The following is a 26,622-nucleotide window of genomic DNA, read 5'->3' as shown; positions in this document are numbered from 1 at the left end:
CCGCACCCGGCCCTTTCCGCTAGGTAACCGCCACTGTCACAGCGAGCGGAATACCTTGGAAATGAACGACAAGCAGAAGAAACCACAAAAGCTCAAGGCCAGACTTCCCCGCGGCTTCGTCGATCGTTCGGCAGCCGACATTCGCGCCGTCAACGAAATGACCGCGAAGATCCGGGAAGTCTACGAGCATTATGGTTTCGATCCTGTCGAAACGCCGCTCTTCGAATACACCGACGCGCTCGGCAAGTTCCTGCCGGATGCCGACCGGCCGAACGAGGGCGTCTTCTCGCTGCAGGACGACGACGAGCAGTGGATGTCCTTGCGCTACGACCTGACGGCGCCGCTCGCCCGTCATGTTGCCGAGAATTTCAACGAGATCCAGCTGCCGTACCGCACCTATCGCGCCGGCTATGTCTTCCGCAATGAGAAGCCGGGCCCCGGTCGCTTCCGCCAGTTCATGCAGTTCGACGCCGATACGGTCGGTGCGCCGGGCGTGCAGGCCGATGCGGAAATGTGCATGATGATGGCCGATACGCTGGAAGCCCTCGGCATCAAGCGCGGCGACTACGTGATCCGCGTCAACAACCGCAAAGTTCTCGACGGTGTTCTCGAAGCAATCGGTCTCGGCGGCGATGACAAGGCCGGCCAGCGCCTCAACGTGCTACGCGCCATCGACAAGCTCGACAAGTTCGGTCTCGAGGGCGTTGCTCTCCTGCTTGGTCCCGGCCGCAAGGACGAGTCTGGCGACTTCACCAAGGGTGCTGGTCTCGACCAGGGACAGATCGACAAGGTTCTCTTCTTCGTCGGGATCAAGGACTATACCGAAAGCGCTGGGCAGCTTGCCGAGCTGGTTGCCGGAACGTCCAAGGGTGCGGAAGGCGTGGAGGAGCTGAACTTCATCGGCGCATTGGTGCGAAGCGCCGGCTATCAGTCGGATCGCGTCAAGATCGACCCCTCGGTTGTTCGCGGCCTCGAATATTACACCGGCCCGGTTTACGAAGCCGAGCTCCTCTTCGACGTGACTAACGAGAAGGGCGAGAAGGTCGTCTTCGGTTCCGTCGGTGGCGGCGGTCGCTACGACGGTCTCGTGTCCCGCTTCATGGGCCAGCCCGTGCCGGCCACTGGCTTCTCGATTGGCGTCTCTCGCCTGATGACGGCGCTGAAGAACCTCGGCAAGCTCGGCCAGGCCGAGGTCATCGAGCCGGTTCTGGTCACTGTCATGGACGGCGATGTCGAGTCGATGGGCCGCTACCAGCACATGACGCAGGAATTGCGCAAGGCTGGCATCCGCGCCGAGATGTTCCAGGGCAACTGGAAGAAGTTCGGCAATCAGCTGAAATATGCCGACCGCCGCGGCAGCCCCGTCGCCATTATCCAGGGCGGTGACGAGCGGGCGCAGGGCGTCGTGCAGATCAAGGACCTGATCGAAGGCAAGCGCCTGTCCGGCGAGATCGAGGACAACGCCAGCTGGCGCGAAGCGCGCGTCGCACAGGAGACAGTTGCCGAAGGCGACCTCGTCGCCAAGGTGAAGGAAATTCTGGCGGCGCAGGCCGAAGACCGCAACAGGGCGGGCTGAGATGGCCCTGATCAACCTGCCGGACTTCTCCGGCGAGCTCCTCTCAGAGTTTGCGGCGCGAAAGACGGAGCGGGTAGATACGCCCGTCATCCAGCCGGCCGAACCATTTCTTGACATCGCCGGCGAGGATCTTCGCCGGCGCATTTTCATGACCGAAAGCGAGACGGGCGACAGCCTTTGCCTGCGGCCGGAGTTCACGATCCCCGTCTGCCTGCGCCACATCGAGAGCGCGACCGGCACGCCGAAGCGCTATTCCTATCTCGGCGAAGTTTTCCGCCAGCGGCGTGAAGGCGGCAACGAGTTCTATCAAGCCGGGATCGAGGATCTTGGCGACATCAATATTGCCGCTGCCGACGCGCGTGCGATCGGCGATGCGATCGGCGTGCTGGAGCGCGTCGTTCCCGGCAAGCGTCTTGCGGTGACACTCGGCGATCAGGCTGTCTTCGAAGCAGTGGTGCAGGGGCTTGGCCTGCCGCTCGGCTGGCAGAAGCGCCTGATCCATGCCTTCGGCAACATGAGCCAGCTCGAAGCTCTGCTGGCAAGCCTCGTCAGCCCTCAGTTCGTAACTGGATTGAGTGACGAGATGGCACATCTGATTGCCGCCGACGATGAAGCAGCACTTGTTGCACACATAGATGCGACGATGCAGGCGACGGGCTATTCGACGAATGCCAGCCGTTCGCCGCTCGAAATCGCGCGCCGTCTGAAGGAAAAGCTGATCCTCTCCGAAACGCGCCTCGATGATGCGGCCTTCCGCGTGCTGGAAGAATTCCTGTCGCTGAACGTACCGCTGATCAATGCTTCGGCGGCCTTGGCCGGTTTTGCCGATGCCGCGGGCCTCAAGCTCGGCAACGCGCTGGCGCGTTTCGACGGCCGCGTGGCCGCTCTGGCCAATGCCGGCGTCGATTTGGCGCTGATCGATTACCGCGCAGCCTTCGGGCGTCCGCTGGATTACTACACCGGCCTGGTTTTCGAGATCGGCGCCCAGGGCACGTCGGCGGTTCTCGCCGGTGGGGGTCGTTTCGATCGCCTGATGACGTTCCTGGGCGCCAAGGAACGCATTCCCGCCGTCGGCTTCTCGCTCTGGCTGGATCGCATCGAAGCCGAGAGGACCGTATGATGACGATTACCATCGCATTGCCCTCCAAGGGCCGGATGAAGGACGATGCCTCGGCGATCTTCGAACGCGCCGGGATCAGGATCACCGCTGTCGGCAACGATCGCTCCTATCGCGGACGCGTCGAAGGTTGGGACGACGTCGAAGTTGCCTTCCTTTCCGCCTCCGAGATTTCCCGTGAACTCGGCAGCGGCACCGTCGATTTCGGTGTCACCGGCGAAGACCTTGTCCGCGAGGGCCTGGCGGAGGCGGACAAGCGCGTCGAGATCTGCGCGCGTCTCGGCTTCGGCCATGCCGATGTCGTGGTTGCCGTTCCTGAAATCTGGCTCGACGTCGACACTATGGCCGATCTCGGCGATGTTGCTTCCGACTTTCGCGCCCGTCACGGCCGGCGCCTGGCGATTGCCACGAAATACTGGCGGCTGACGCAACAATTCTTCTCCAGCCAGCACGGCATCCAGCTCTACCGGATCGTCGAAAGCCTTGGGGCAACGGAAGGGGCGCCTGCCTCGGGATCGGCCGATATCATCGTCGACATCACCTCGACTGGTTCGACTCTTCGCGCGAACAACCTGAAGATCTTGTCCGACGGCGTCATCCTTCGCTCCCAGGCCTGCTTCGTCAGGGCACGCAAGGAAAGCCACGCGAACGACGCGACCGTTCAGCGGCTGATCGACGCCGTTCGCTCGGCACTCTGACCATCGCCAAATCAACACACGAAAAAACCCGCCGTCTGGTGACGGCGGGTTTTTCCTGCTTGGGAGGATGCTTGATCGCTTAGGCGACTGCGTAGGCGCCGCGGCGTGCGTCGAGCGAGTAGAGGCCCGGGCCGACAATGGCGAGGAAGATGTAAGCGCCGGCCAGCGTGAAGTTCTTCATGACCATGATCTGGTTCAGGGCGTTGATCCAGCCGAGAGCGGCAGCCGGGAAATCCGGAACGTTGACCGTCGGCAGGTGGAAGACGACAGCGGTGAAGATACAAAAGGCGGCGAGCAGCCAGCCGACGATCTTCGTCTGGTAGCCGACGAGAACCGCGAGGCCAGTTACAAATTCAAAGGCGCCTGCGAGATAGGTCAGGGCAGTCGACGCCGGAAGGCCAGCACCGGCGATCATGCCAGCGGTTCCAGCCGGATCGGTCAGCTTGCCGAAGCCGGCAAGGATGAACATGAACGACAAGAGGACGCGAGCGACAAGAATGACAATATTGTTGGTATTCGACATGAACGTTGTCTCCGTTGAATGGCGTTTGAGGTTGTTGTGCCCCGGCACGGTTGCAACCTCGGATGCCACTTTGTCGCCTTTTTTTGCTGTTGTGGAAAGATGGACGGAAAGGGACACTTCGTTCTCTATTATTGAACGACCGATCTTGGCGAAGTCGGCTTGCCATCGATGGTGCGCCTCTTTTATGGTCGGCCGCCCAAGATGGAGACCCCGATGGCAGATCTTTCCGCATTTCCGATCACGACGCGCTGGCCAGCAGCGAACCCGGATATCATCCAGCTTTACTCGTTGCCAACCCCGAACGGCGTGAAGATATCGATTGCGCTTGAAGAGCTTGGCTTGTCCTATGAACCGCATCTGATCTCGTTCAGCACGAACGACCAGAAGTCGCCGGAATTCGTATCGCTCAATCCCAATGGCCGCATCCCGGCAATCATCGATCCCAATGGCCCCGATGGAAAGCCGATCGGCATTTTCGAATCCGGTGCCATCCTGCTCTATTTGGCAGAGAAGACAGGCAAACTCATTCCATCAGATACAGCCGGGCGCTACGAGACGATCCAGTGGGTCTTCTTCCAGATGGCCGGTATCGGACCGATGTTCGGACAGTTCGGGCACTTCTACAAATTCGCGGCCGATAAGGTTGCCAACAACTCGTATCCGATGGAGCGCTACCGCGACGAATCAAAGCGGCTTCTGAGCGTACTGGAAGCACGCCTCCAGGGTCGCCAGTGGATCATGGGCGATCTCTACACGATCGCCGATATCGCCACCTTCCCGTGGCTCCGCGGTGCCGACATCTTCTACGGCGGGCGTGAGGTGTTGGATTATAAGAGCTTCCCGGCCGTGATGGACTGGCTAGAGCGCTGCATCGCCCGGCCGGCCTCGGAAAAGGGGTTGAATATCCCGGCACGGCCTGCGTAAATCTGAGGCAAATATGCAAAAAGCCGGTCCAAAAGGCCGGCTTTTTTCATGTGCGGGAGCGTCTATTGGCGCCTGGCAAACTCGCCGCCGGTATTCGTCTTGAAACGAGGGAAGATGAAAACACCGAGCATGCTGCCGTGATTAGCATCGTCGTGGCCGTTCGACTCGCCCATGCAGAACAACGGCTGACGGAAGCCATTCGACATCATGATGGTGGTCGAGAAACAGAAGGATGAGGAGAGCGTCGCAGCCTGCTCGAAGAGTTCCAGGATGTGATCGCGATCCTTCGGATCGTAGCAGCGTATGAGGCTCAGGAGGCCGCATACCCGCGCCGGGAGTCCGTGCAGCAGGGCGCTCCATTCCTTGAGGCGGATCACGCCGCTGGACAGGTCTCCGACCCAGGTTTCCGAAATGGAAAACTGCGCCAGCATTTCAGGATCATGATTGCTGATATCCAGTGAGCCCGGCATAAGCGGTGCCGCGGCGTTGGTTCTCGCGATTTTGAACAAATTTTTCCCCAGCTTAGGTGCGGCTTCCCCCGCCGCACGTCCGGCAAAAATGAGCAGGTTCATGTTGCACCGCGCATCATGCTCGGGCGACCGGGAAATGGGGTCTGGATTGCCGGTTCTTCTCACGGAACCGCTTCCAATTTCACGGGGGCGTTACTCAACTTCTAATATATTTTTCGGGAAGGGGTTGTCCCGAATCCTACGTCGCATTCTCGTGGTCAGGATCGATGCGCATCGTGACCCATCGGCTGATGACACGCGCCGAATGCGCGGGGATTTATAGGCACTTTCATGCAAACGGCAATCCGCTTTTTGCATAATGCCGATCGCTACTGTGAGTGGAAAAACAACCGTGAAAGTATGGGGGACGCGAAAAAGAGCAAAAAAATGCGCGGCTGCCGAAGTGCAACCGGTTTCAATGCTCTCGTGAGCTCTGAAATGTGCATAAAATTGCAGCGAACGGATAACACAGCTTTTGGAAGAAATAATGCAGGCGCACAAGCTCTGCGAAAGCTTCGCCGAATGCGAGGCGCATTCAGATATCCGGTTAAACGTTTCACCTGACGATTGAAAAAGCTCACCTGGCGAATCATGCGCCGGAACGAAAAAGGGCGGTCCGAAGACCGCCCTTCCTATTCCGGGAAAACCAGGAGATAGATCGGTGAAGCTTTATGGACGCTTCAGCGATAGGCTTTCGCCTATCACATCATGTCCATGCCGCCCATGCCGCCCATGCCGCCCGGCATGCCAGCCGGAGCGTCCTTCTTCGGCAGCTCGGCGATCATGGCTTCGGTGGTGATCAGCAGCGAAGCAACCGAAGCTGCGTCTTGCAGAGCCGTGCGAACAACCTTGACCGGGTCGACGATACCCATGGCGATCATGTCGCCGTATTCGCCGGTCTGGGCGTTGTAACCGAAGTTGTCCTGACCCTTCTCGAGGATCTTGCCAACAACGATCGATGCTTCGTCACCAGCGTTCTCGGCGATCTGACGGGCCGGAGCCTGCAGAGCGCGGCGAACGATGTTGATGCCAGCTTCCTGGTCGTCGTTCTCGCCCTTGACGGAGATCTTGGCGGAGGAACGCAGCAGGGCAACGCCGCCGCCCGGTACGATACCTTCCTGAACAGCAGCGCGCGTCGCGTTGAGCGCGTCGTCGATGCGGTCCTTCTTTTCCTTCACTTCGACTTCCGTCGAACCGCCGACGCGGATGACTGCAACGCCACCAGCGAGCTTAGCAAGACGCTCCTGCAGCTTTTCGCGGTCGTAGTCGGAGGTGGTTTCTTCGATCTGGGCCTTGATCTGGGCAACGCGGCCTTCGATGTCGGACTTGGCGCCCGAACCGTCGACGATCGTCGTGTTTTCCTTGGAGATCGAAACCTTCTTGGCGCGGCCGAGCATGTCGAGGGTAACCGACTCGAGCTTGATGCCGAGGTCTTCGGAGATGACAGTGCCGCCCGTGAGGATCGCGATGTCTTCGAGCATGGCCTTGCGGCGATCGCCGAAGCCAGGAGCCTTGACAGCAGCAATCTTCAGGCCGCCACGCAGCTTGTTGACGACGAGCGTAGCAAGAGCTTCGCCTTCGACGTCTTCAGCGATGATGAGGAGCGGCTTGCCGGTCTGAACGACAGCTTCGAGAACCGGGAGCATGGCCTGGAGGTTCGAGAGCTTCTTCTCGTGCAGGAGGATGAAGGCGTCTTCGAGATCAGCGATCATCTTTTCCGGGTTGGTGACGAAGTACGGGCTGAGGTAACCGCGGTCGAACTGCATGCCTTCGACGACTTCGAGTTCGGTTTCAGCGGTCTTGGCTTCTTCGACGGTGATAACGCCTTCGTTGCCGACCTTCTGCATTGCTTCAGCAATGTCGAGACCGATCTGCTTTTCGCCGTTTGCGGAGATCGTGCCGACCTGGGCAACTTCTTCCGAGGTGTTGATCTTCTTGGCCTTGGCCTGGAGATCCTTCACGACTTCAGCAACAGCGAGGTCAATGCCGCGCTTCAGGTCCATCGGGTTCATGCCGGCTGCAACAGCCTTGGCGCCTTCGCGAACGATCGCCTGAGCGAGAACCGTTGCGGTCGTCGTGCCGTCGCCGGCGATGTCGTTGGTCTTCGAAGCAACTTCGCGGACCATCTGGGCGCCCATGTTTTCGAACTTGTCTTCCAGTTCGATTTCCTTGGCGACCGAAACGCCGTCCTTGGTGATGCGCGGAGCGCCGAAGGACTTGTCGATGATGACGTTACGACCCTTCGGGCCGAGCGTTACCTTCACTGCGTCAGCGAGAATGTCGACGCCACGCAGCATCTTTTCGCGCGCGGTGCGGCCGAACTTGATTTCTTTAGCTGCCATGATTGAAACTCCTGAATTCGAGTTGTCCGGGCTTTGGGCCCGTAGCTAAAATCGGAAAGGGGAAAAACGGCTGATTAGCCGATGATGCCCATGATGTCGGCTTCCTTCATGATCAGAAGGTCTTCGCCGTTGATCTTGACTTCAGTGCCGGACCACTTGCCGAACAGAACGCGATCGCCAGCCTTGACGTCGAGAGCGACGACCTTGCCGGACTCGTCACGAGCGCCGGAACCGACGGCGACGATTTCGCCTTCCTGCGGCTTTTCCTTGGCGGTGTCCGGAATGATGATGCCGCCCTTGGTCTTTTCTTCGGACTCAACGCGACGGACAACGACGCGATCGTGAAGGGGGCGGAAATTGGTGCTTGCCATTGTCTAATCCCTCGATCAAATGACACTAGCAGGCCGAGAGCGGCCCGCACGGATGGGTGTTAGCACTCGTGCTTGGTGAGTGCTAGCGAGGCAGCATTTAGGAGTGGCCCAACGGGGAGTCAAGAACGGCCGCAATTTTTCTTCGCCGTCCTCACAAACAGCCATAACAGCAAATCCTTGTCGGAAGTGCGACAGGCTGCGTTCTCTCCGAGATTTCCGAACGTCCTGAAGCTGGAGAGCTTTTGTAGCCCCGGAACGTTTGCGGCACCCGCGGGGCGAGTGGCGTCAGGATTGCCGCGCATACACGCCGATGGTATCGAGCAGCTTGGGGCAGGGGGCGGCAACCGTGAACAAAACGATCGCGGCGGACGAAATCATAGCGGTACCGACACTTGGGGAGGCGGCGCGTGTATGGGCGCGCATCGGCTGCTTGGGCTTCGGCGGGCCGGCCGGTCAGATCGCCCTGATGCACACGACGATTGTCGATGAGAAGCGCTGGATTTCCGAGGAGCGCTTCCTACACGGATTGAATTTCTGCATGCTGCTGCCTGGCCCGGAGGCTCAGCAACTGGCCACCTATATCGGCTGGCTGATGCACGGCGTGCGCGGCGGCCTCATTGCCGGCTTGTTGTTTGTATTGCCGGGCTTCCTCGTCATCCTGATGCTGTCGAGCCTCTACGCCGTCTTTCAGGAGGCCGCGTGGCTTCCCGCGCTTTTCTTCGGAGTAAAGGCTGCCGTTTTGGCAATCGTCATCGAGGCCTTGCTCCGGGTGGGGCGCCGAGCGCTGAGGGAGCGCTTTCATTATTATGTGGCCGGAGCGTCGTTCCTGGCTCTCTTCTTCCTGAACTTGCCGTTTCCTCTGGTTATCATCCTGGCCGGAGCAGCAGGCTTGTTATGGATGAAGTATTCCAAGCGTCGATTGGCAGCGCCGGTCTTGCCGCAAGCCTCTTCGCGCACGCATTTTCCCGAGGTTACGCATGTGATCGCAAGGCCTCTTGTGGTGCTCGTGTTCTGGATCCTTGTCTGGCAGTCGCCACTCTTTTTCATTCGCGGCCTCGATGTACCGACGGACCTGATCGCCGAAACCCTGAGCGGCGAAACCAATGTTTTCGGCGCGGTCTTCATCTTCTTCTCCAAGATGGCCGTCATCACCTTCGGAGGCGCGTACGCCGTCCTCTCCTATGTCGGCCAGGTCGCCGTCGGCCATTACGCCTGGCTTCAGCCGGCCGAGATACTCGATGGACTGGCACTTGCCGAGACGACGCCCGGGCCACTTGTTCTTGTTCTCTGTTTTGTCGGATTTCTCGCCGGCTATCGCAACCCGCTCGCCATGGCGCCGCTTGCCGGGGGCTTCCTTGGCGCCTTCCTCGCCGCCTGGGCGACCTTCGTGCCGAGCTTCATCTGGATCTTCGCCGGGGCTCCCTACATCGAGAAGCTGCGCAGCAACGAAAACCTCTCGTCGGCCCTTTCGGCGATCACCGCGGCGGTAGTCGGCGTCATCCTCAACCTTGCCCTTTGGTTCGGTCTGCACGTGCTCTTCGCCGAAGTTGGCCGTGCCGCACTCCTGTCCGGGAAAACCGGTCTGCCAATCGTCAGCGTCGCATGGCCGGAGTGGCGGACCCTCGATATCGCGGCGCTTGGGATCTTTGTAATGGCGTGCGTGATGCTCTTCCGATTCGAGAAGGGCCTCCTGACGATACTTGCTGTGTCGACTGCCGCAGGCCTGCTAATCAAAACGGGCGAGGCCCTTCTCTAATCGACGGGCACAGTTTTTTGCCGTTGCTCACTGCAAAATGCCTTGCCATCCCGGCATGCCTTTGCGATGTCACCTTGACTTAACGACAGCGGGAAATCGGAATGGCCAAGCGGATCGAGAACTTTGCAGAAATCACCAGCCACTACGACGCGGTGTTCTGCGATGTCTGGGGCGTCTTGCACAATGGAGTCGATCCCTTTCCCAAGGCGGCTGCGGCGCTGGAAGCAGCGCGCGGCGAGGGGCTAACCGTCGTTCTCATCACCAATTCGCCGCGCATCGCTCCGCAGGTCGTGACGCAGCTTCGCCAGATCGGCATCCAGGATGGCGCCTATGACCGCATCGTCACATCGGGCGACGTCACGCGGGGCCTGATCGCCGAGGGTCCGAAGAAGGTATTTCTGCTTGGACCGGATCGCGACGAGGCGATCATCGAGGGCCTTGGTGTCGAGCGCGTCGAGGCCAAGGATGCGGACTCGGTCGTCTGCACGGGCTTCTTCGACGACGAAACCGAGACCCCGGAAGACTACACCAAGTTGCTGAAGGCATTTCAGGCGCGTGGCGTGCCGATGATCTGTGCCAATCCCGATCTGGTTGTCGAGCGAGGCCACAAGATCATCCCCTGCGCCGGCGCGATGGCGGCGTATTACAATCAGCTCGGTGGCCAAACGCGCATTGCCGGCAAGCCGCACAAGCCGATCTACGAGGCCGTGCTATCTGCCGCCCGCGAAGCCCACGGGGACTTTCCGCTGAACCGTGTGCTTGCGATCGGAGACGGTATGCCGACCGATGTTCGCGGCGCTCTCGATTACGGGCTTGATCTCCTCTATATCAGCGGCGGCATCCACGCGACGGAATATACGCTGAATGGAGTGACCGACGAGGCGATCCTCACCGCCTATCTGGAGCGCGAAAGAGCGACGCCGATGTGGTGGATGCCCCGCCTCGCATAACGAGCCTCGCAAGAGAAAAGCCAGCCGATGACCGTTTTTCACCGCAACGAAACCCGCGAACCCCTGCCGGCCCATCTGCATGGCGGCGTGATTGCCATCGGCAACTTCGACGGTGTGCATCGGGGCCATCAGTCCGTGCTCAACCGGGCCTTGGAGATATCGAGGCAGCGGGGCATTCCGGCACTGGTCCTGACGTTTGAGCCACATCCCCGCACTGTCTTCCGCCCGGAGCAGCCGGTCTTTCGCTTGACGCCGGCGCCGCTCAAGGCGCGCATCCTCGAAGCGATCGGCTTCAATGCCGTCATCGAATATCCCTTCGACCGGGAGTTCTCACAGCGCTCGGCGGACGATTTCATCCATTCGATCCTCAAGGATTGGCTCAGCGCATCCGAGGTCGTGACCGGCTTCAACTTTCATTTCGGCCGCAGCCGGGAAGGCGGCCCGGCCTTCCTGATGGATGCCGGCCAGAAATACGGCTTTGGCGTGACGCTGATCGACGCGTTTCGTGACGAGAATACCGACGTCGTCTCCTCGAGCCACGTTCGCGAATTGCTGAGGGATGGCAATGTCAGCGAGGCGGCGGCGATGCTCGGCTATCACTATACGGTGGAAGCGGAAGTCATCGGCGGCGAGAAGCTTGGCCGTCAGCTCGGCTTTCCGACCGCGAATATGCGGTTGCCCGCCGAAGCAGACATTCAGGCGGGCATCTATGCCGTGCGCTTCCGCCTTGCCGATGGCACGCTCTATGATGGTGTCGCCAGCTACGGTCGCCGACCGACGGTCACCGACAATGGCGCGCCACTGCTCGAGACGTATCTCTTCGATTTCAGCGGCGACCTCTACGGGCAGCTCTGCTCCGTGTCCTTCCTCGGCTATCTGCGCCCGGAACTGAAGTTCGATGGCCTCGACCCCCTCGTGGAGCAGATGAACCGCGACAAGGAGGAGGCGAGTGCGCTGCTGACAGGCGTACAGCCGCTCGGCGAGCTCGACCGCAAGATCTGCTTCGCCTGAAGGTTCAGACGCTTTCGAAAATTGCGGCCCTTTCGGGACGACGGCCGTTGCCGTGTGGGGGCAGGGGTCTATGTCATCTGTTTGATTAGACGCGGATTCGCTGCGCCCCCAAGCACCGAAAGGCAATCATCAAATGGATAAAAGGTTTGGAACAGCAGCCTGCTGGCTGCTCATCATTCCCTATATCGGGCTCCTTTGGGTTCCCTTCTACAACTTTCACGACCCGGTTCTCTTCGGTTTCCCATTCTTCTACTGGTATCAGCTCGCCTGGGTGCCGGTTACCGCTTTCCTGACCTGGATCGCCTACCGGAGCATGCGCAATGACGACTGAACTCAACACCACCGCGCTTGCCGTCTTCGTTTTCTTCTTCGTGCTCGTCACGGTGATGGGGTTTGTCGCCACCCACTGGCGAAGGCCGAAGACGCTTGCCCATATCGACGAGTGGGGCCTTGGTGGCCGCAGCTTCGGCATCTGGATCACCTGGTTTCTGGTCGGCGGCGACTTCTACACTGCCTACACGGTCATCGCTGTTCCGGCGCTGGTCTATACGGTTGGCGCCTACGGTTTCTTCGCGCTGCCCTACACCATTATTGTCTATCCCTTCGTCTTCATGGTCATGCCGCTCCTTTGGCAGCGGGCGAAAGACTTCGGCTACGTGACCGCCGGTGACGTGGTTCACGGCCAATTTGGTTCGCGCGGGCTGGAGCTTGCCGTCGCTGTAACCGGTGTCATCGCCACGATGCCATACATCGCGCTGCAGCTCGTCGGCATGACCGCCGCGCTGAAGGCGCTGGGGCTGCATGGCGAGGTACCGCTGGCGATCGCCTTCATTGTGCTGGCGCTCTACACCTATTCGGCCGGCCTGCGGGCGCCGGCATTGATCGCCTTCGTCAAGGACATCATGATCTACATCGTGGTGATCGCCGCCGTGGCGCTCATTCCCTCGAAGCTTGGCGGCTATGCCAATGTCTTTGCTGCCGCTGATGCCGCGTTCCAGGCAAAGGGCTCCGGCAGCCTGCTTCTTCAGCCCAACCAGTATGTCGCCTATGCGACGCTGGCCCTCGGCTCGGCGCTTGCGGCCTTCATGTATCCGCATACGCTGACTGGCATCTTCGCCTCCAACAGCGGCAACACCATCCGCAAGAATGCTGCGTTGCTGCCGGCCTATACACTGCTGCTCGGCCTTCTGGCACTGCTCGGCTACATGGGACATGCCGCAGGCTTGAAGCTGGACAACGCCAACGATGTCGTGCCGGCGCTCTTCCAGACGCTGTTCCCGAGTTGGTTCGCGGGCTTCGCCTTCGCGGCGATTGCGATCGGCGCGCTGGTACCGGCGGCGGTGATGAGCATCGGCGCGTCCAACCTCTTCACCCGCAATTTCTGGAAGGCCTATGTCAATCCTCAGGTGACGGATGCCGGCGAGGCAAAGGTCGCGAAGGTGACGTCGCTCGTCGTCAAGGTCGGCGCGCTTCTTGTCATCCTTTTCCTGCCGACCCAATTCGCGCTCGACCTTCAGCTTCTCGGCGGCGTCTGGATCCTCCAGACGTTTCCGGCGCTGGTCTTCGGCCTCTACACCAATTGGTTCCGCGCGCCCGGTCTGATCGCGGGCTGGTTCGTCGGCTTCGTCGGTGGCACGCTCTTCGTTTGGATCAACGGCCTGAAACCGCTGCAGCCTGTCACGATCGGAGAGACCTCGTTCACCGTCTATATCGGCCTGCTGGCATTGGCGTTGAACGTCATCGTCGCCGTCATCGTCAACGTGCTGATCCCGGCAAAAGTGACGGCGCGCGCCTGATCGTCCCCCGAAAACAGAAGCCGCGGGCGGGCAAGTTCGCGGCTTTTCCATGCGATGACCTCATGGAATCCCTCTTCCTTTTCCCTGCAAAAGCGCCTATGAACCGGCGCGATGAACAAGTTCCGGCTGGCGATCACGATACGAATTATCGGCCCGGCCTTCCGCGCGCGCTAAGCGGCCGGAAGGTCCGGGTTTTCGGCGCTTGGACGACGAGCGCCTCCGTCACCAATTTTCAAGCCCGTTGCGCCCGCTCCCGTGGCGCCTAGAGACGATTGCTAGACATGACCGATACAGCCGAAAAAGTTGACTATTCGAAGACCCTCTATCTGCCGGAAACAGACTTCCCGATGCGCGCCGGTCTGCCGCAGAAGGAGCCGGAAACCGTTGCCCGCTGGCAGCAGATGGGCCTCTACAAGAAGTTGCGCGCTTCCGCCGCCGGCCGCGAAAAGTTCGTGCTCCACGATGGCCCTCCCTATGCCAACGGCAACATCCACATCGGCCACGCGCTGAACAAGATCCTCAAGGACGTCATCAACCGCTCGTTCCAGATGCGCGGTTTCGACGCCAACTACGTTCCCGGCTGGGACTGCCATGGCCTCCCGATCGAATGGAAGATCGAGGAAAAGTACCGCGAGAAGGGCAAGAACAAGGACGAGGTTCCGGTCAACGAATTCCGCCAGGAATGTCGTGACTTTGCCGCCAGCTGGATCAAGGTGCAGTCGGAAGAATTCAAGCGCCTAGGCATCGAGGGAGACTTCGACAACCCCTACACCACGATGAACTTCCACGCTGAATCGCGCATCGCCGGCGAACTGCTGAAGATCGCGAAGTCCGGCCAGCTCTATCGCGGCTCCAAGCCGATCATGTGGTCGGTCGTCGAGCGCACGGCGCTCGCGGAAGCCGAAGTCGAATACGCCGATGTCGAAAGCGACATGATCTGGGTGAAGTTCCCGGTGGCTGACGGCCCCAACGAACTCAAGGACGCCTTCGTGGTGATCTGGACGACGACGCCATGGACGATCCCGGGCAACCGCGCGATCGCCTATTCCTCGCGGTATAGCTACGGCCTCTACGAGGTCGAAACGGCCGAGAACGACTTCGGACCGCAGCCCGGTGAACGGCTGATCTTCGCCAAGCGTCTCGCAGAAGAGTCGGCCGCGAAGGCGAAGGTGACCCTCAAGTTCGTCCGCGATGTCGCGGCGGCGGAATTTGCCGCGATCACCTGCGCACACCCTCTGCATGGCCTTGGCGGTGGCTATCACTTTGAAGTGCCGCTCCTCGACGGCGACCATGTCACCGACGAGACGGGCACCGGCTTCGTCCACACCGCGCCGAGCCATGGTCGCGAAGACTTTGACGCCTGGATGGACAACGCCCGGGCACTCGAAGCGCGCGGCATTTCGTCCGCGATCCCGTTCCCGGTCGACGATGCCGGCTTCTTCACGGCCGACGCGCCCGGCTTCGGTCCGGACGCCGAGGGCGGTGCTGCTCGCGTCATCGACGACAAGGGCAAGAAGGGCGATGCCAACGAGCGTGTCATCAAGGGGCTGATCGGTCGCCATGCGCTGTTTGCGCGCGGCCGCCTCAAGCACTCCTATCCGCATTCCTGGCGTTCGAAGAAGCCGGTCATCTTTCGCAACACGCCGCAGTGGTTTGTCTACATGGACAAGGAACTCGGCGACGGCTCGACGCTGCGTTCGCGCGCATTGAACGCGATCGACGCAACCCGCTTTGTGCCGGGAGCCGGCCAGAACCGCCTGCGCGCCATGATCGAACAGCGGCCCGATTGGGTCCTGTCGCGTCAGCGCGCCTGGGGCGTGCCGATCTGCCTGTTCGTCGATGATGACGGCGGCATCCTGCAGGATGATGCCGTCAACGCCCGCATCCTGAAAGCCTTCGAGAACGAGGGCGCCGATGCCTGGTTCGCCAATGGTGCTCGCGAGCGCTTCCTGGGCGAGAAGGCGAATCAGCCCTGGACGCAGGTGATGGACATCCTCGACGTCTGGTTTGACTCGGGCTCGACCCACACCTTCACGCTGGAAGATCGTCCCGACCTGAAATGGCCGGCCGATGTCTATCTCGAGGGATCGGACCAGCACCGTGGCTGGTTCCACTCGTCACTGCTGGAAAGCTGCGCGACGCGCGGCCGTGCGCCTTACAATGCCGTCGTCACCCATGGCTTCACCATGGATGAGAAGGGCGAAAAGATGTCGAAGTCCAAGGGCAACACCGTCACCCCGCAGGAGGTGATGAAGGATGCCGGCGCAGACATCCTGCGTCTTTGGGTCATGACGACGGACTATTGGGAAGACCAGCGCCTCGGCAAGGCGATCATTCAGACGAATATCGACGCCTATCGCAAGCTGCGCAACACGATCCGCTGGATGCTCGGCACGCTGGCACACGACAAGGGCGAGGTTATTGCGCTTGCCGATCTGCCGGAACTCGAGCAGCTGATGCTGCATCGTCTGGCGGAACTCGATCAGCTCGTCCGCGAAAGCTACGACGCCTTCGAGTTCAAGAAGATTGCCCGCGCGCTCATCGACTTCGCCAACGTCGAGCTGTCGGCCTTCTACTTCGACGTCCGCAAGGATGCGCTCTACTGTGATGCGCCGTCGAGCCTGCGCCGTCGATCAGCCCTGCATGTCATTCGCACCATCTTCGAATGCATGGTGACCTGGCTGGCGCCGATGCTGCCGTTTACGACGGAAGAGGCCTGGCTGTCGCGCAATTCTTCGGCTGTATCGGTTCACCTCGAGCTGTTCCCGACCATTCCGGCCGAATGGAAGAACGAGGCACTCGCCGAGAAGTGGAAGAAGATCCGCGCCGTTCGTACGGTCGTTACCGGCGCGTTGGAAATCGAGCGCAAGGACAAGCGCATCGGCTCTTCGCTGGAGGCTGCCCCGGTTGTCCACGTCGCCGATGCGGAGCTCCTGAAGGCACTTGAGGGTCAGGACTTCGAGGAAATCTGCATCACTTCGGGCATCGTCGTAGACAGCGCCGAAGGACCGGCAGATGCCTTCCGTCTACTCGAGGTTTCAGGTGTCAGCGTCGAGCCGAAACTGGCCGAAGGCACCAAGTGCGCTCGCTCCTGGCGGATCACCACGGATGTCGGCTCCGACCCCGCCTATCCGGACGTCTCGGCCCGTGATGCGGCTGCATTGCGCGAACTATCGGTGCAAAACTGAAGAATATTGCCGGGTGAATTGCCTAACGGTGGTTCATCCGGTAAAAGCTGCCTGAAAATGGCCGGATTTTTGCGTCAGGGGGACGATTGTCCGGTAGGGCGAAGATTGCACCGGCATGGCTGGAAGGGTTTTCATGTTATCAACGCGTTGGTTCCGTTTGGGCGTCTGCCTGACCGTCGCCGTGGCAGGCGGCTCGCTGATTTCCGGCTGCGTGGGGAGCCCGCGCTACGGAACAGACAAGACCGCCATGGAACAGCTGACCGACGACATTGGTCAGTCCGTTTCTCTCACCGGCGACGGTCCGAAGAACAAGGGCGTCAAGTACAGCGCTCGTCCGGGCCTCGTTCTGCCGTCCGCAGCAGCCAAGCAAACCCTCGCCGAGCCGCAGCAGACCATCGCCAGCAAGGACAATCCGCAGTGGATCGAATCCCCGGAAGAAACGCGCGCCCGTCTGGTCAAGGAAGCTGACGAAAACAGCGACAACCCGAACTATCGCTCGCCGCTCGCAAGCGACAAGGTTGAAGGTGGTCGGCAAACGACTGAGGCCCAGACCAAGGCTTATCGCGAGGCTCGCGCCGCCCAGAAGGGTACCTATACAGATCGCCGCTACATCTCGGATCCGCCAACCGAATATCGCGCGGTCGACGATCCGGCAAAGCTGGACGATCTCGGCGAACCGGAGCTGAAGAAGGCGAAGAAGAAGAAAAAGGAAGCTGCGATCGCCGGTACCGGCAAGCAGTGGTGGAATTTCCTCCAGTAAGGTTTCAAGCGGGGCAGTCAGCCCCGCTTTGCTTTTGCCCACCTGTCAATCAGCAAGGCGTCCAGATACTGGCAGGCTAGGAAGATCCTGCGGGCGGCCCGATCTTCGTGCTCCTGTTACGGCATATCCCGCTTCTGCGCGAAGAATGTCCGAAGGATTTCGGCGGATGTCGTTTCCTGCAAGCCGGAATACACGTCCGGGGCGTGATGGCAGGTAGGTTGCTGGTAGAAGCGCACGCCGTTGTCGACGGCGCCACCCTTAGGGTCTTCCGCGCCATAATAGAGCCTGCGAATGCGCGCGAAGGATATGGCCGCCGCGCACATCGTACAGGGTTCCAGCGTGACGTAGAGGTCGGCGCCGGTCAGCCGTTCCTGACCAAGCTCTTCGCAAGCCATTCGAATGACGGCGACTTCGGCATGGGCGGTCACGTCGTTAAGCTCGCGCGTACGGTTGCCTGACGCGGCGACCACGGCCCCGTCAATCACCAGAACCGCTCCGATCGGCACCTCGCCGCGCTCTCGGGCGGCGCGGGCCTGGTCCAGCGCCAGCTCCATAAATTGATTTGTCTTCACGATCCGACAATTTCCACTTAACCGCAGGGGCGCGACCTGATAGGAAGGCCCGAAAAGGCAGGCAAACAACAAATGACATTCAAAGACAAGCCAAAACGGCCAGGCGGCAAGCCATCCCCGCGCAATGCCGGCCCAAAATCCGGTGCCAAGCCGGCAAAGGCGCTCGTCGAGACCGAGGCGGACGACGTCGCCGAGGGCGATGCCAAGGCCGAGCGCATCTCGAAAGTGATGGCGCGCGCCGGCGTCGCATCACGCCGCGATATCGAGCGCATGATCATGGACGGCCGCGTCAAGCTGAACGGCAAGCTCCTCGACACGCCCGTCGTCAACGTCACCTTGGCCGACAAGATCGAGGTGGACGGCGTTCCGATCCGCGGGATCGAGCGCACACGACTCTGGCTTTATCACAAGCCCGCTGGCCTCGTGACCACCAACATGGACCCGGAGGGACGGCCGACGGTTTTCGATAACCTGCCGGAAGACCTGCCGCGCGTCATGTCGATTGGCCGCCTCGACATCAACACCGAGGGTCTGCTGCTTCTGACCAACGATGGTGGTCTCGCCCGCGCGCTGGAACTGCCGACGACGGGCTGGCTACGCCGCTACCGCGTGCGCGCCCACGGCGAGATCGACCAGGACGCGCTGGACAAGCTCAAGGACGGCATTGCCGTCGATGGTGTCCTCTACGGCGCAATCGAAGCGACCCTCGATCGCACGCAGGGCTCGAACGTCTGGCTCACCATGGGCCTGCGCGAAGGCAAAAACCGCGAAATCAAGAACGTGCTCGGCGCGCTCGGTCTCGACGTCAACCGTCTGATCCGCATTTCTTACGGCCCCTTCCAGCTCGGTGACCTGCCGGAGCGCGACGTCGTCGAAGTGCGTGGCCGCACCTTGCGCGACCAGCTCGGCCCTCGCCTGATCGAGGACGCGAAGGCCAATTTCGACGCGCCGATCTACAACACGCCTGCTGTTGTTGCCGAGGAAGAGCCGGAAGCGAAGCCGGAGCGCCGCGAACGCCCGCGCAAGCCTGAGGACAAGCGCGAGCGTGCGCTGAGCCGCCTCGACACCAAGCGGGACGACCGCCGTGATGACCGTCGCGATGGTGGCCGCATGGACGATGATCGCCCGAAGCGCCCCGCGCTCGGCAGCCGCCGCAATGCCAATGTCTGGATGGCGCCGGGCGCCCGACCGCTCGGCGAAAAGGCGGCCGCCAAGGCCGAGAAGAATGCGAAGACCGCGCGCAAACGCGGCGAGGCTCCGGGTTCCGCAAAGCCCGAGCGCTCGAGCCACGGCGACGACCGGCCGCGCGTTCAGATCAACCGCGCCCGCGATGACGAGGGCGAGTGGATCCGTTCCAGCGAGATCGTTCGCAAGCCGAAGGATGAAGGCGACGAGGGCTTCGGCCGGAAGCGCTCTTTCGGGGATCGTCCGGCTCGCGGTGAGCGGTCCTTTGGTGACCGCCCGGCGCGCGGCGAACGTTCGTTTGGCGACCGTCCCGCCCGCAGCGACAGACCGCACGGCGATCGCCCTTCGCGTGGCGACCGTCCCTTCGGTGACCGCCCTCGCGGGGATCGCAAGCCGCGCGAAGAGGGTGACGAGCGTCCGCGCTCGTTCGGAGACCGTCCTCGCGGCGACCGACCGTTCGGGGACCGTCCTCCACGTGGTGACCGTCCCTTCGGTGACCGCCCTCGCGGGGATCGCAAGCCGCGCGAAGAGGGCGACGAGCGTCCGCGTTCATTTGGGGATCGTCCCCGTGGCGACCGCCCGTTTGGCGACAAGCCACGCGGCGATCGGCGCCCCCGCGCCGAGGGCGACGAGCGTCCTCGCGCCAAGAACTTCTCGGGCGAGGCCCGTTCGGAGCGTCCGGCCGGCAAGTCCTTTGGTGACAAGCCGCGCGGCAAGAGCTTCGGCGGCAAACCCGGCGGCGGCAAGAATTTCTCCGGCAAGCCGAAGGGCGACAGGCCGGGCGGCGGTGGCAAGCCTTCGGGCGGGCCGTCGCGGGGTGGACCGAAAGGAAAGGGAATGACGCGCGGTGCGGATCGTCGGCGGTGAATTTCGCGGACGGCCGCTTGCCGTACCGAAGTCAAACGACATCCGGCCGACAGCCGACCGGACGCGTGAGAGCCTGTTCAATATTCTGAGCCATGCCTATCCGGAATGCGTCGACGGCACCCGGATACTGGATCTCTTTGCCGGCACCGGCGCCGTCGGCCTCGAAGCCGTCTCCCGCGGCTGCCGCCATGCGCTATTCGTCGAAAACAGTGTCGAGGGCAGGGGCCTGCTTTGGGAAAACATCGATGCGCTCGGCCTGCATGGCAGGACGCGCATCCTGAGGCGCGACGCGACCGATCTCGGCAGCGTCGGCAATCTCGAGCCGTTCCAGATGCTGTTTGCCGACCCGCCCTATGGCAAGGGTCTCGGCGAAAAGGCGATGGCCGCCGCCGCCAAGGGCGGTTGGCTGCAACCTGGCGCGATTGCGGTTCTTGAGGAACGCGCAGACGTTGCCGTTTCGGTCGATCCTTCCTATCTGTTTTTGGAAAACCGAACGTTCGGCGATACCAAGGTTCATTTCTTCCGCTATCAGCCCGAATAAGGGCTGAGGAAATCGGGGGCAGCGGTGCAGCAGGCAGGGACGATGGAAACCGAGTTGCCTGCCCCACGCAGCACATCACGAGCTATGCCCACTGTTGCTGTTGCCTTCGGCGGAGGCGGCGCGCGCGGCCTCTCCCACATCCACATCATCGAAACGCTGGATGAGCTCGGCATTCGCCCCGTGGCGATTGCCGGATCCTCGATCGGCTCGATCATGGGCGCGGGGATGGCGGCCGGAATGACCGGCGAAGCCATCCGCGAACATGTGATGATGACGGTAGGCAACAAGGCTGCCGTTGTCAGCCGCCTGTGGGGCCTGCGACCGCAGACGGTGCGCGATGCCGTTGCCAACGGCGTGCGCATCGGCCAGTTCAATCTCGAGCGTATCCTGAAAGCCTTCCTGCCCGCCGATCTGCCGGATCGTTTCGAGGACCTCTCAATCCCGATGACAGTGACGGCGACCGATTACTACGGCCAGTGCGAGGTGCTGACGAGCGGGGGAGCGCTGCTCCCGGCGCTGGCGGCTTCCTCCGCGATTCCCGCCGTCTTCATGCCGGTGCGGCTGCACGGTCGGGTGATGATCGATGGCGGCATCAGCAATCCCGTGCCTTACGAATGCCTGATGGATCGCGCCGACATCGTCATCGGCATCGACGTCGTAGGCGCGCCGGAAGGAGATGGCGCCCACATTCCAAACCGGATGGAAAGTATCTTCGGCTCCGGCCAGCTGATGATGCAGACCGCGATTTCCCTGAAGCTGCGGCTGCAGGCGCCGCACATCTTCCTTCGCCCCGCAGTCGGGCGCATCGGCGTGATGGATTTCCTCAAGGCGCGCCAAGTCCTGTCCAAGTCGGTCGGCGTCAAGGACGAACTGAAATACGCACTCGATCGGGAGATCGAGGCGCGGATCGCCTCCTAGAAGCTTCGCCCAGGCTTAGTAGCCGTTAATGCCGGCCCCACGAACCGGGCCAATCCCCGCGGGAGTTGCGTAGGTGGTATTCCCTGCGCCCGAGCCGGTGGTTGCACACCCGGAAAGGGCAAGGATCGCGATGGCCGCGACGGCCAGAAGACAGCGTAGAGGCATGGCATTGTCCTATCATCGAAGACTGCGCGGGCCTCAGGGGCCGGAGCGGATACTCCCGCAAATCAATGGCGATGGCAACGGGTAGCTAAGAGCGTAGGTTCGATGCGCTGCCCGGATTGATCTCCGGATGCATCCTCACTCGTCCGGGCCATGGCTCGGACATCAACACAGCCCGCCCGGTTCGCCGTGGCGGGCTTTGTCGCAGCCAGCATTCGTGGGTGCCCGGCAGGAAAAGGTTACCACCGTCGGCTAGTGCGGCGCACGTCGACGATGCGCCCATCCCTTTGACGGACCCCTATCTCGTAGCGGTTCCCATTGCGGATTGCGCGATAGGTAAAGTACCTCCCGCGGCAATTATCCCGAATGACGTCGCGAAATCCCCGGGTACGAAGCAGCCTCGCACCCTGAGGGCAGGTTATCGGTCGCCCGTGGTTCAGGCTGCTGCCGGAGCCGATGATGATCTGAGCGCTCGCTTCCTGGGGAAGCGCGACCGGTGAGACGAATACGACCAGAGCAAGTGCACATGAGAGAAGCGAAGATCCGAGTATAGCCTTGAGACTCATAACATCCTCCGGGTTAGCCCGCCTGAGAAAGGCAGGGCATGAGAAAATCGCCTAAGTTGTGGCTCAATACAAGTGATGGCTCGACAACCCAGCCGGGGGAGCACGCTCATCACCTCTAACGAACCTGCCACGCCTCTCAACGCGCTTTACAAGGTGGCAAAACGCCCCCGCGATTTCTAACTAGAACGGATAACTTAACACGGCCCGATTGCAAGAGCATGCTTGCTTCGATGGTGAACGGGACAAACACTAGTAGTTTCTGGCAGGGGGGCGTCTGCGGCGCCGCCGGCAGCCTGTTGTTCAATGCCTGGATCGTGCCTTTCCTCACACGAGCCTTCGACAAAGTCGGTGCCGGGCCCGAAGAGGTGGCTGATGCGGTTTTCCGATGGATCGAGCAATACATAGACCTCGGTATCTCGAGTGGGGGCAACTTGTGGAGTGCTCCCGACCCGGATTTCCTTCGACTTGTCTACTACGCGTTGCAGATTGCGTTCCCGGCTACAGCAATCCTCATCGGTCTGCAGATAAGGCGTCTAGTTGTACGCTTCTGGCCCCAAGGGCCATAAATATGATCGCGCCAGAGAGCCCGTCGCCTGTCCTCTTTCCAACGGGCGAGTACAGGTTCATCATGCCATGGGATGCTTGCCGCCGCTTAGCTGTTGCAGTAGACCCCCGAGCCCGGAACTTGGCATCGGAACTTTGGCGGTCAGGCTTTGTAGGATGCTCAATTGGAGAGTTCCCATGACCCGCTTGCACAAGCCAATCGCGGCACTCGCTTTTCTCTTGCTCACTGCAATCAGTTCGTCATGTACCACCGGTGGGCCGGGAGCCCGCTCGCTAAATGAACCCGCGAACCCCGCCTGCGCAGATGGCTTCACGCCCAAAGGCGGCGGTTCATGTGACTTTTGAGATCTGGGAAAGATGGAGATTGCCCACTACATCGTCGCTCACGCGGGCATCCTTTGAGCAAGCAGAACGTTTCAATCTAACGTGAAGGGTTCTAAGCGTCGGCCGTCACTTCTGCCGTGCCCGCCAGCGGGTCCTCGTCGAAGCTAGCGGCGCGCTTTGGCTTCATGAGCGGCTCCGGTTTGACCGGCTGCGAGAAAAGCATGTCGCGGCCGGCCTGCAGTCCTTCGGTGACCTGGAGCACGAGGCGCGCCTCGTCGCGCTTGCGGATATCCTCGCCGATTTCATAGGCCTCCGCTTCGCCGACGCCCAAGGCCTCGAGCGTTCGCCGGCCGAAGAGCAGGCCTGACTCCAGCGTTTCGCGCAGTTCGTAGTCGACGTTGAGGTTGCGCAGCGCTATCGAGTGGATGCGGTCGTAGGAGCGCACGAAGAGCTTTGCGTGTGGATAATCCGCCTGCACCAGTTCGACGATCTTGTCGGTGATCTCGCGCTTCTGCGTGCAAACAACAACGATCTTCGCCCGGTCGATGCCGGCGGCCCTGAGCACGTCCTTTCGGGTGCCGTCGCCGAAGTAAATCCGGAAACCGAAAGAGGAAGCCTGCCGGATGCGATCGGCTGAAAAGTCGATGACGGTCACGGCGCGCCCGCCGGCGAGCAGAATCTGGGCGGCGATCTGTCCGAAACGCGAAAATCCGACCATCAGAACATCCGCGCCGGCACCTTCGAAATCCTCGTCCAGTTGTTCTTCCTGATTTCCCGACAGCAGCCGCTTGGCGAGCATCGTTCCGATCGGCGTGAGGGCCATCGACAGGGTGACGATCGCAATCAGCAGCGAGGCGGTACTCGTCGGCATCAGGCCGGAAACGGCAGCGGCCGAAAACAGGACGAAGCCGAATTCGCCGCCCTGCGGCAGCAGAAAAGCGATCCTGATCGCGTCGTCATGCGGCGAGCCGGTTGCGCGGCAGAGTACGTAGATCACCAAGGCCTTCGCTGCCATGACAACAGGCACGGCGACGATGATGAAGAGTGCGTTGTCTCTGAGTACCTCGAGCTGGATCGAAAGCCCGACGGCGATGAAGAAGATAGCGAGCAACACGCCGCGGAAGGGCTCGATGTCCGCTTCCAGCTCGTGGCGATAGGAGGATTCGGCCAGCATCACGCCAGAAAGGAAGGCGCCCATGGCCATCGACAGTCCGGCAAGCTGCATCAGGCTCGCCGATCCCATCACCACGAAGAGGGCGGCGGCGATCATCGCCTCGCGGGCCCCGGTGCGGGCGATGATCTGAAAGAGCGGTGTCAGCAAGTAGCGTCCCATGACGATCATCGCGCCGACAGCACCAATGGCGATCGCGAAGTCCAGCAGGGGCGTTCCGCTGCCCTTGCCACCGTTGAGAATACTGATCAGGGCCAACAGCGGCACGATCGCAAGGTCCTGAAACAGCAGCATTGAGAACGAGCGCTGCCCGTAGCGCGTATTCACCTCGCCTTCATCCTCGAGGATCTGCATCGCGAAGGCGGTGGAGGAGAGAGCAAGCCCGAAACCCGCAACGATGCTGCCACGCCAGTCGAGAACGCCGGAAAGGCCGCTCAACAGCGTCAGCAGTAGACCGGTCGCCACCACCTGCGCGGTTCCGAGCCCGAAGATGTCACGCCGCATTTGCCAGAGGCGCGAAGGCTTCAGCTCAAGCCCGATGATGAACAGGAGGAAGACGACGCCGAGTTCGGCAACATCCAGGATCTCTTCGCCATCCGTCAATCCATGGAAGATCGGGCCGATGACGACGCCGGCAGCCAGGTAACCGAGCACCGTTCCGAGACCAAGGCGCTTGAAGATGGGCGCCGAAACCACGGCGCCGCCGAGGAGCAGGATCGTCTCGGCGAAGAGAGTGTTGGGCTCTGACATCAGGCGAGTTTCTTTCAATGCTGGGAGGCATACAAGCGGCGGGCAAAAGAATCGGCTCACGCGACCTTGATGCTTTTCGTAGTGCACAATAAATGGAACGCGAAGGAAAGGCCAAATCATGTCTTCAGAAATCGACTCCTCGACGCTTCTTTCCCGCGCAAGCCAATTGATCGACCTGGCAAAAAAGGCTGGCGCCGATGCCGCGGATGCGGTGGTCGTGCGCTCGCGATCGCAATCGGTCAGCGTACGCCTCGGCAAGGTCGAGAGCACGGAATCATCAGAAAGCGATGATTTCTCGCTGCGCGTCTTCATCGGTAAGCGCGTTGCCAGTGTCTCGGCAAATCCGGGCTTCGATCTTTCTGCTTTGGCCGAGCGGGCCGTGGCGATGGCCAAGGTGTCGCCGGAAGACCCGTTCGCCTGCCTGGCAGACGAGGACAGGCTTGCGAATTCCTATCCGGATCTCGAGCTCCTCGATACGACCGAGGTGTCGTCCGACCAACTCCGCGAAGCCGCCCTCGAGGCGGAAGCCGCGGCCCTTGCCGTCAATGGCGTGACCAATTCGTCCGGCGCCGGAGCCTCAGCCGGCATGGGTGGCCTTGTCCTTGTCACCTCCCACGGTTTCCAGGGCAGCTACATGGCCTCGCGTTTCGGCCGATCCGTCAGCGTCATCGCCGGCGAAGGCACGGCGATGGAACGCGACTATGATTTCGACAGCCGCATCTATTTCGGCGAGCTGGATAATGCCGCCGAGATCGGCCGCCGGGCCGGCGAGCGCACGGTCAAGCGCATCAACCCGCGCCAGGTGGATACTGGCAAGGATATCACCGTCGTTTTTGATCCCCGTGTTGCTCGTGGCTTCGTCGGACATATTGCCGGGGCCATCAATGGCGCCTCGGTTGCACGCAAGACCAGTTTCCTGCGCGACAAGATGGGGCAACAGGTCTTGAAGGCGGGGCTTTCGATCTCCGACGATCCGCTGATTGTCCGTGGCCCGTCGTCGCGCCCCTTCGATGGCGAGGGCGTATCCGGCGAACGACTGCTGATGATCGAGGATGGTGTTCTCAAGCACTGGTTCCTCTCCACCTCGACGGCCCGCGAGATTGGAATGGAGACCAACGGCCGCGGGGTGCGCGGCGGCAATTCGGTGACGCCATCCGCGACGAACCTCGCTCTCGAGCCGGGCGACATTTCACCCGAGGACCTGATCCGCGGTGTCGGTAACGGCTTCTATGTGACCGAGCTGATCGGCCAGGGCGTCAACATGATCACCGGCGAATACAGCCGCGGCGCGACTGGCTTCTGGATCGAGAATGGCGAACTGACCTTTGCCGTGTCTGAAGTGACGATCGCTTCGAACCTCAAGGACATGTTCATGCGGGTTACGCCGGCAAACGACATCGACCGCAAGTTTGGTGTCGCCGCTCCGACGCTTGCGATCGAGGGAATGACGCTCGCCGGGCGCTGATGGATTGGATTGCCGA

General features: G+C 61.4%; 22 protein-coding genes. 15 read left to right on the top strand and 7 right to left on the bottom strand.

Annotation, left to right across the window (positions count from 1 at the left end):
- Window positions 1-61: 61 nt before the first annotated feature.
- The 3 genes from hisS to hisG are packed head-to-tail and all read left to right on the top strand — an operon-like array spanning window position 62 to window position 3,391.
- Window positions 62-1,576, top strand: a complete 1,515-nt coding sequence (hisS, locus tag RHIBUN_RS0109905; RefSeq protein WP_025659455.1) for a histidine--tRNA ligase — start codon at window positions 62-64, stop codon at window positions 1,574-1,576.
- Window position 1,577: 1 nt separating this feature from the next.
- Window positions 1,578-2,696: an ATP phosphoribosyltransferase regulatory subunit gene (locus RHIBUN_RS0109900; RefSeq protein WP_025659454.1), complete on the top strand. Its 1,119-nt coding sequence runs from the start codon at window positions 1,578-1,580 to the stop codon at window positions 2,694-2,696.
- Window positions 2,696-3,391, top strand: a complete 696-nt coding sequence (gene hisG / locus RHIBUN_RS0109895; RefSeq protein WP_025659453.1) for an ATP phosphoribosyltransferase — start codon at window positions 2,696-2,698, stop codon at window positions 3,389-3,391. The genes RHIBUN_RS0109900 and hisG overlap by 1 nt, the downstream gene beginning before the upstream one ends.
- A 79-nt stretch (window positions 3,392-3,470) precedes the next feature.
- On the opposite strand, the gene RHIBUN_RS0109890 is transcribed toward hisG, so the two are convergent.
- The gene (locus tag RHIBUN_RS0109890; RefSeq protein ID WP_025659452.1) at window positions 3,471-3,914 is read right to left on the bottom strand and encodes a DoxX family protein; all 444 of its coding nucleotides are present in this window, start codon (window positions 3,912-3,914) and stop codon (window positions 3,471-3,473) included.
- A 213-nt stretch (window positions 3,915-4,127) separates the two neighbouring features.
- Here RHIBUN_RS0109890 and RHIBUN_RS0109885 point away from each other — a divergent pair, with 213 nt between their 5' ends.
- The gene (locus tag RHIBUN_RS0109885) at window positions 4,128-4,838 is read left to right on the top strand and encodes a glutathione binding-like protein (protein WP_018856915.1); all 711 of its coding nucleotides are present in this window, start codon (window positions 4,128-4,130) and stop codon (window positions 4,836-4,838) included.
- A gap of 62 nt (window positions 4,839-4,900) precedes the next feature.
- Here the strand turns inward: RHIBUN_RS0109885 and RHIBUN_RS0109880 are convergent, their stop codons facing one another.
- From RHIBUN_RS0109880 to groES, 3 genes are all read right to left on the bottom strand, one after another.
- Window positions 4,901-5,347 (bottom strand): hypothetical protein, encoded by a 447-nt coding sequence (locus RHIBUN_RS0109880; protein ID WP_025659451.1) that lies wholly within the window; start codon window positions 5,345-5,347, stop codon window positions 4,901-4,903.
- A 701-nt stretch (window positions 5,348-6,048) separates the two neighbouring features.
- Entirely contained in the window at window positions 6,049-7,689 is a 1,641-nt protein-coding gene (groL, locus tag RHIBUN_RS0109870; RefSeq protein WP_018116667.1) for a chaperonin GroEL, read from the bottom strand.
- A 74-nt stretch (window positions 7,690-7,763) separates the two neighbouring features.
- Complete coding sequence (gene groES, locus RHIBUN_RS0109865) at window positions 7,764-8,060, bottom strand: co-chaperone GroES (RefSeq protein WP_004675403.1); 297 nt, start codon at window positions 8,058-8,060, stop codon at window positions 7,764-7,766.
- A gap of 310 nt (window positions 8,061-8,370) precedes the next feature.
- On the opposite strand from groES, the gene chrA reads away from it, so the two are divergent.
- The 7 genes from chrA (at window position 8,371) to RHIBUN_RS33245 (ending at window position 17,521) form a co-directional block, all read left to right on the top strand.
- The gene (gene chrA, locus RHIBUN_RS0109860) at window positions 8,371-9,816 is read left to right on the top strand and encodes a chromate efflux transporter (RefSeq protein WP_037215514.1); all 1,446 of its coding nucleotides are present in this window, start codon (window positions 8,371-8,373) and stop codon (window positions 9,814-9,816) included.
- Window positions 9,817-9,917: 101 nt separating this feature from the next.
- A complete protein-coding gene (locus tag RHIBUN_RS0109855; RefSeq protein ID WP_025659449.1) occupies window positions 9,918-10,766 on the top strand; it encodes a TIGR01459 family HAD-type hydrolase in 849 nt (282 codons plus the stop codon).
- A gap of 27 nt (window positions 10,767-10,793) precedes the next feature.
- Window positions 10,794-11,777, top strand: coding sequence for a bifunctional riboflavin kinase/FAD synthetase (locus RHIBUN_RS0109850; protein ID WP_025659448.1), 984 nt, complete (start codon window positions 10,794-10,796; stop codon window positions 11,775-11,777).
- A 133-nt stretch (window positions 11,778-11,910) separates the two neighbouring features.
- Window positions 11,911-12,108, top strand: a complete 198-nt coding sequence (locus RHIBUN_RS0109845) for a DUF3311 domain-containing protein (RefSeq protein WP_018856919.1) — start codon at window positions 11,911-11,913, stop codon at window positions 12,106-12,108.
- Entirely contained in the window at window positions 12,098-13,573 is a 1,476-nt protein-coding gene (locus RHIBUN_RS0109840) for a sodium:solute symporter family protein (protein WP_025659447.1), read from the top strand. The genes RHIBUN_RS0109845 and RHIBUN_RS0109840 overlap by 11 nt, the downstream gene beginning before the upstream one ends.
- A 281-nt stretch (window positions 13,574-13,854) precedes the next feature.
- Window positions 13,855-16,761 carry an isoleucine--tRNA ligase gene (gene ileS / locus RHIBUN_RS0109830; RefSeq protein WP_025659446.1) on the top strand — a complete coding sequence of 969 codons (2,907 nt, stop codon included), beginning with the start codon at window positions 13,855-13,857 and terminating at the stop codon, window positions 16,759-16,761.
- Window positions 16,762-16,894: 133 nt separating this feature from the next.
- Window positions 16,895-17,521 (top strand): hypothetical protein, encoded by a 627-nt coding sequence (locus RHIBUN_RS33245; protein ID WP_018856922.1) that lies wholly within the window; start codon window positions 16,895-16,897, stop codon window positions 17,519-17,521.
- A 116-nt stretch (window positions 17,522-17,637) separates the two neighbouring features.
- Here the strand turns inward: RHIBUN_RS33245 and RHIBUN_RS0109820 are convergent, their stop codons facing one another.
- On the bottom strand, window positions 17,638-18,075 hold the full coding sequence (locus RHIBUN_RS0109820) for a nucleoside deaminase (RefSeq protein ID WP_025659444.1): 438 nt from the start codon (window positions 18,073-18,075) through the stop codon (window positions 17,638-17,640).
- Window positions 18,076-18,165: 90 nt separating this feature from the next.
- Here RHIBUN_RS0109820 and RHIBUN_RS0109815 point away from each other — a divergent pair, with 90 nt between their 5' ends.
- From RHIBUN_RS0109815 to RHIBUN_RS0109805, 3 genes are read left to right on the top strand one after another with little or no spacing between them, the layout of a single operon-like run.
- A complete protein-coding gene (locus RHIBUN_RS0109815) occupies window positions 18,166-20,145 on the top strand; it encodes a pseudouridine synthase (protein ID WP_025659443.1) in 1,980 nt (659 codons plus the stop codon).
- Window positions 20,126-20,686: a 16S rRNA (guanine(966)-N(2))-methyltransferase RsmD gene (rsmD, locus tag RHIBUN_RS0109810; protein ID WP_018116136.1), complete on the top strand. Its 561-nt coding sequence runs from the start codon at window positions 20,126-20,128 to the stop codon at window positions 20,684-20,686. The genes RHIBUN_RS0109815 and rsmD overlap by 20 nt, the downstream gene beginning before the upstream one ends.
- Window positions 20,687-20,728: 42 nt before the next feature.
- Window positions 20,729-21,604: a patatin-like phospholipase family protein gene (locus tag RHIBUN_RS0109805; RefSeq protein WP_100248240.1), complete on the top strand. Its 876-nt coding sequence runs from the start codon at window positions 20,729-20,731 to the stop codon at window positions 21,602-21,604.
- A gap of 15 nt (window positions 21,605-21,619) precedes the next feature.
- Here RHIBUN_RS0109805 and RHIBUN_RS36790 read toward each other — a convergent pair whose 3' ends face one another.
- Both RHIBUN_RS36790 and RHIBUN_RS0109790 read right to left on the bottom strand, forming a co-directional pair.
- Entirely contained in the window at window positions 21,620-21,769 is a 150-nt protein-coding gene (locus RHIBUN_RS36790; protein ID WP_167354932.1) for a hypothetical protein, read from the bottom strand.
- Window positions 21,770-23,332: 1,563 nt separating this feature from the next.
- Complete coding sequence (locus RHIBUN_RS0109790; protein ID WP_025659439.1) at window positions 23,333-25,141, bottom strand: monovalent cation:proton antiporter-2 (CPA2) family protein; 1,809 nt, start codon at window positions 25,139-25,141, stop codon at window positions 23,333-23,335.
- Between the two features lie 118 nt (window positions 25,142-25,259).
- On the opposite strand from RHIBUN_RS0109790, the gene RHIBUN_RS0109785 reads away from it, so the two are divergent.
- Window positions 25,260-26,606 carry a TldD/PmbA family protein gene (locus tag RHIBUN_RS0109785; RefSeq protein WP_025659438.1) on the top strand — a complete coding sequence of 449 codons (1,347 nt, stop codon included), beginning with the start codon at window positions 25,260-25,262 and terminating at the stop codon, window positions 26,604-26,606.
- Window positions 26,607-26,622: the final 16 nt, after the last annotated feature.

This window comes from Rhizobium sp. IBUN (genome assembly GCF_000510625.1).
Classification (GTDB): Bacteria; Pseudomonadota; Alphaproteobacteria; order Rhizobiales; family Rhizobiaceae; genus Rhizobium; species Rhizobium altiplani.
This window is presented reverse-complemented; position numbering and strand designations above follow the sequence as displayed.

Coding starts and splice junctions, on each gene's coding strand:
- RHIBUN_RS0109785 (WP_025659438.1), top strand. CDS start 25,260: ATGTCTTCAGAAATCGACTCCTCGACGCTTCTTTCCCGCGCAAGCCAA.
- hisG (WP_025659453.1), top strand. CDS start 2,696: ATGACGATTACCATCGCATTGCCCTCCAAGGGCCGGATGAAGGACGAT.
- groL (WP_018116667.1), bottom strand. CDS start 7,689: ATGGCAGCTAAAGAAATCAAGTTCGGCCGCACCGCGCGCGAAAAGATG.
- RHIBUN_RS0109855 (WP_025659449.1), top strand. CDS start 9,918: ATGGCCAAGCGGATCGAGAACTTTGCAGAAATCACCAGCCACTACGAC.
- RHIBUN_RS0109850 (WP_025659448.1), top strand. CDS start 10,794: ATGACCGTTTTTCACCGCAACGAAACCCGCGAACCCCTGCCGGCCCAT.
- hisS (WP_025659455.1), top strand. CDS start 62: ATGAACGACAAGCAGAAGAAACCACAAAAGCTCAAGGCCAGACTTCCC.
- RHIBUN_RS36790 (WP_167354932.1), bottom strand. CDS start 21,769: ATGCCTCTACGCTGTCTTCTGGCCGTCGCGGCCATCGCGATCCTTGCC.
- RHIBUN_RS0109890 (WP_025659452.1), bottom strand. CDS start 3,914: ATGTCGAATACCAACAATATTGTCATTCTTGTCGCTCGCGTCCTCTTG.
- groES (WP_004675403.1), bottom strand. CDS start 8,060: ATGGCAAGCACCAATTTCCGCCCCCTTCACGATCGCGTCGTTGTCCGT.
- RHIBUN_RS0109805 (WP_100248240.1), top strand. CDS start 20,729: ATGGAAACCGAGTTGCCTGCCCCACGCAGCACATCACGAGCTATGCCC.
- RHIBUN_RS0109840 (WP_025659447.1), top strand. CDS start 12,098: ATGACGACTGAACTCAACACCACCGCGCTTGCCGTCTTCGTTTTCTTC.
- RHIBUN_RS0109845 (WP_018856919.1), top strand. CDS start 11,911: ATGGATAAAAGGTTTGGAACAGCAGCCTGCTGGCTGCTCATCATTCCC.
- RHIBUN_RS0109815 (WP_025659443.1), top strand. CDS start 18,166: ATGACATTCAAAGACAAGCCAAAACGGCCAGGCGGCAAGCCATCCCCG.
- chrA (WP_037215514.1), top strand. CDS start 8,371: ATGGTATCGAGCAGCTTGGGGCAGGGGGCGGCAACCGTGAACAAAACG.
- RHIBUN_RS0109885 (WP_018856915.1), top strand. CDS start 4,128: ATGGCAGATCTTTCCGCATTTCCGATCACGACGCGCTGGCCAGCAGCG.
- ileS (WP_025659446.1), top strand. CDS start 13,855: ATGACCGATACAGCCGAAAAAGTTGACTATTCGAAGACCCTCTATCTG.
- RHIBUN_RS0109900 (WP_025659454.1), top strand. CDS start 1,578: ATGGCCCTGATCAACCTGCCGGACTTCTCCGGCGAGCTCCTCTCAGAG.
- RHIBUN_RS0109820 (WP_025659444.1), bottom strand. CDS start 18,075: ATGGAGCTGGCGCTGGACCAGGCCCGCGCCGCCCGAGAGCGCGGCGAG.
- RHIBUN_RS33245 (WP_018856922.1), top strand. CDS start 16,895: ATGTTATCAACGCGTTGGTTCCGTTTGGGCGTCTGCCTGACCGTCGCC.
- RHIBUN_RS0109790 (WP_025659439.1), bottom strand. CDS start 25,141: ATGTCAGAGCCCAACACTCTCTTCGCCGAGACGATCCTGCTCCTCGGC.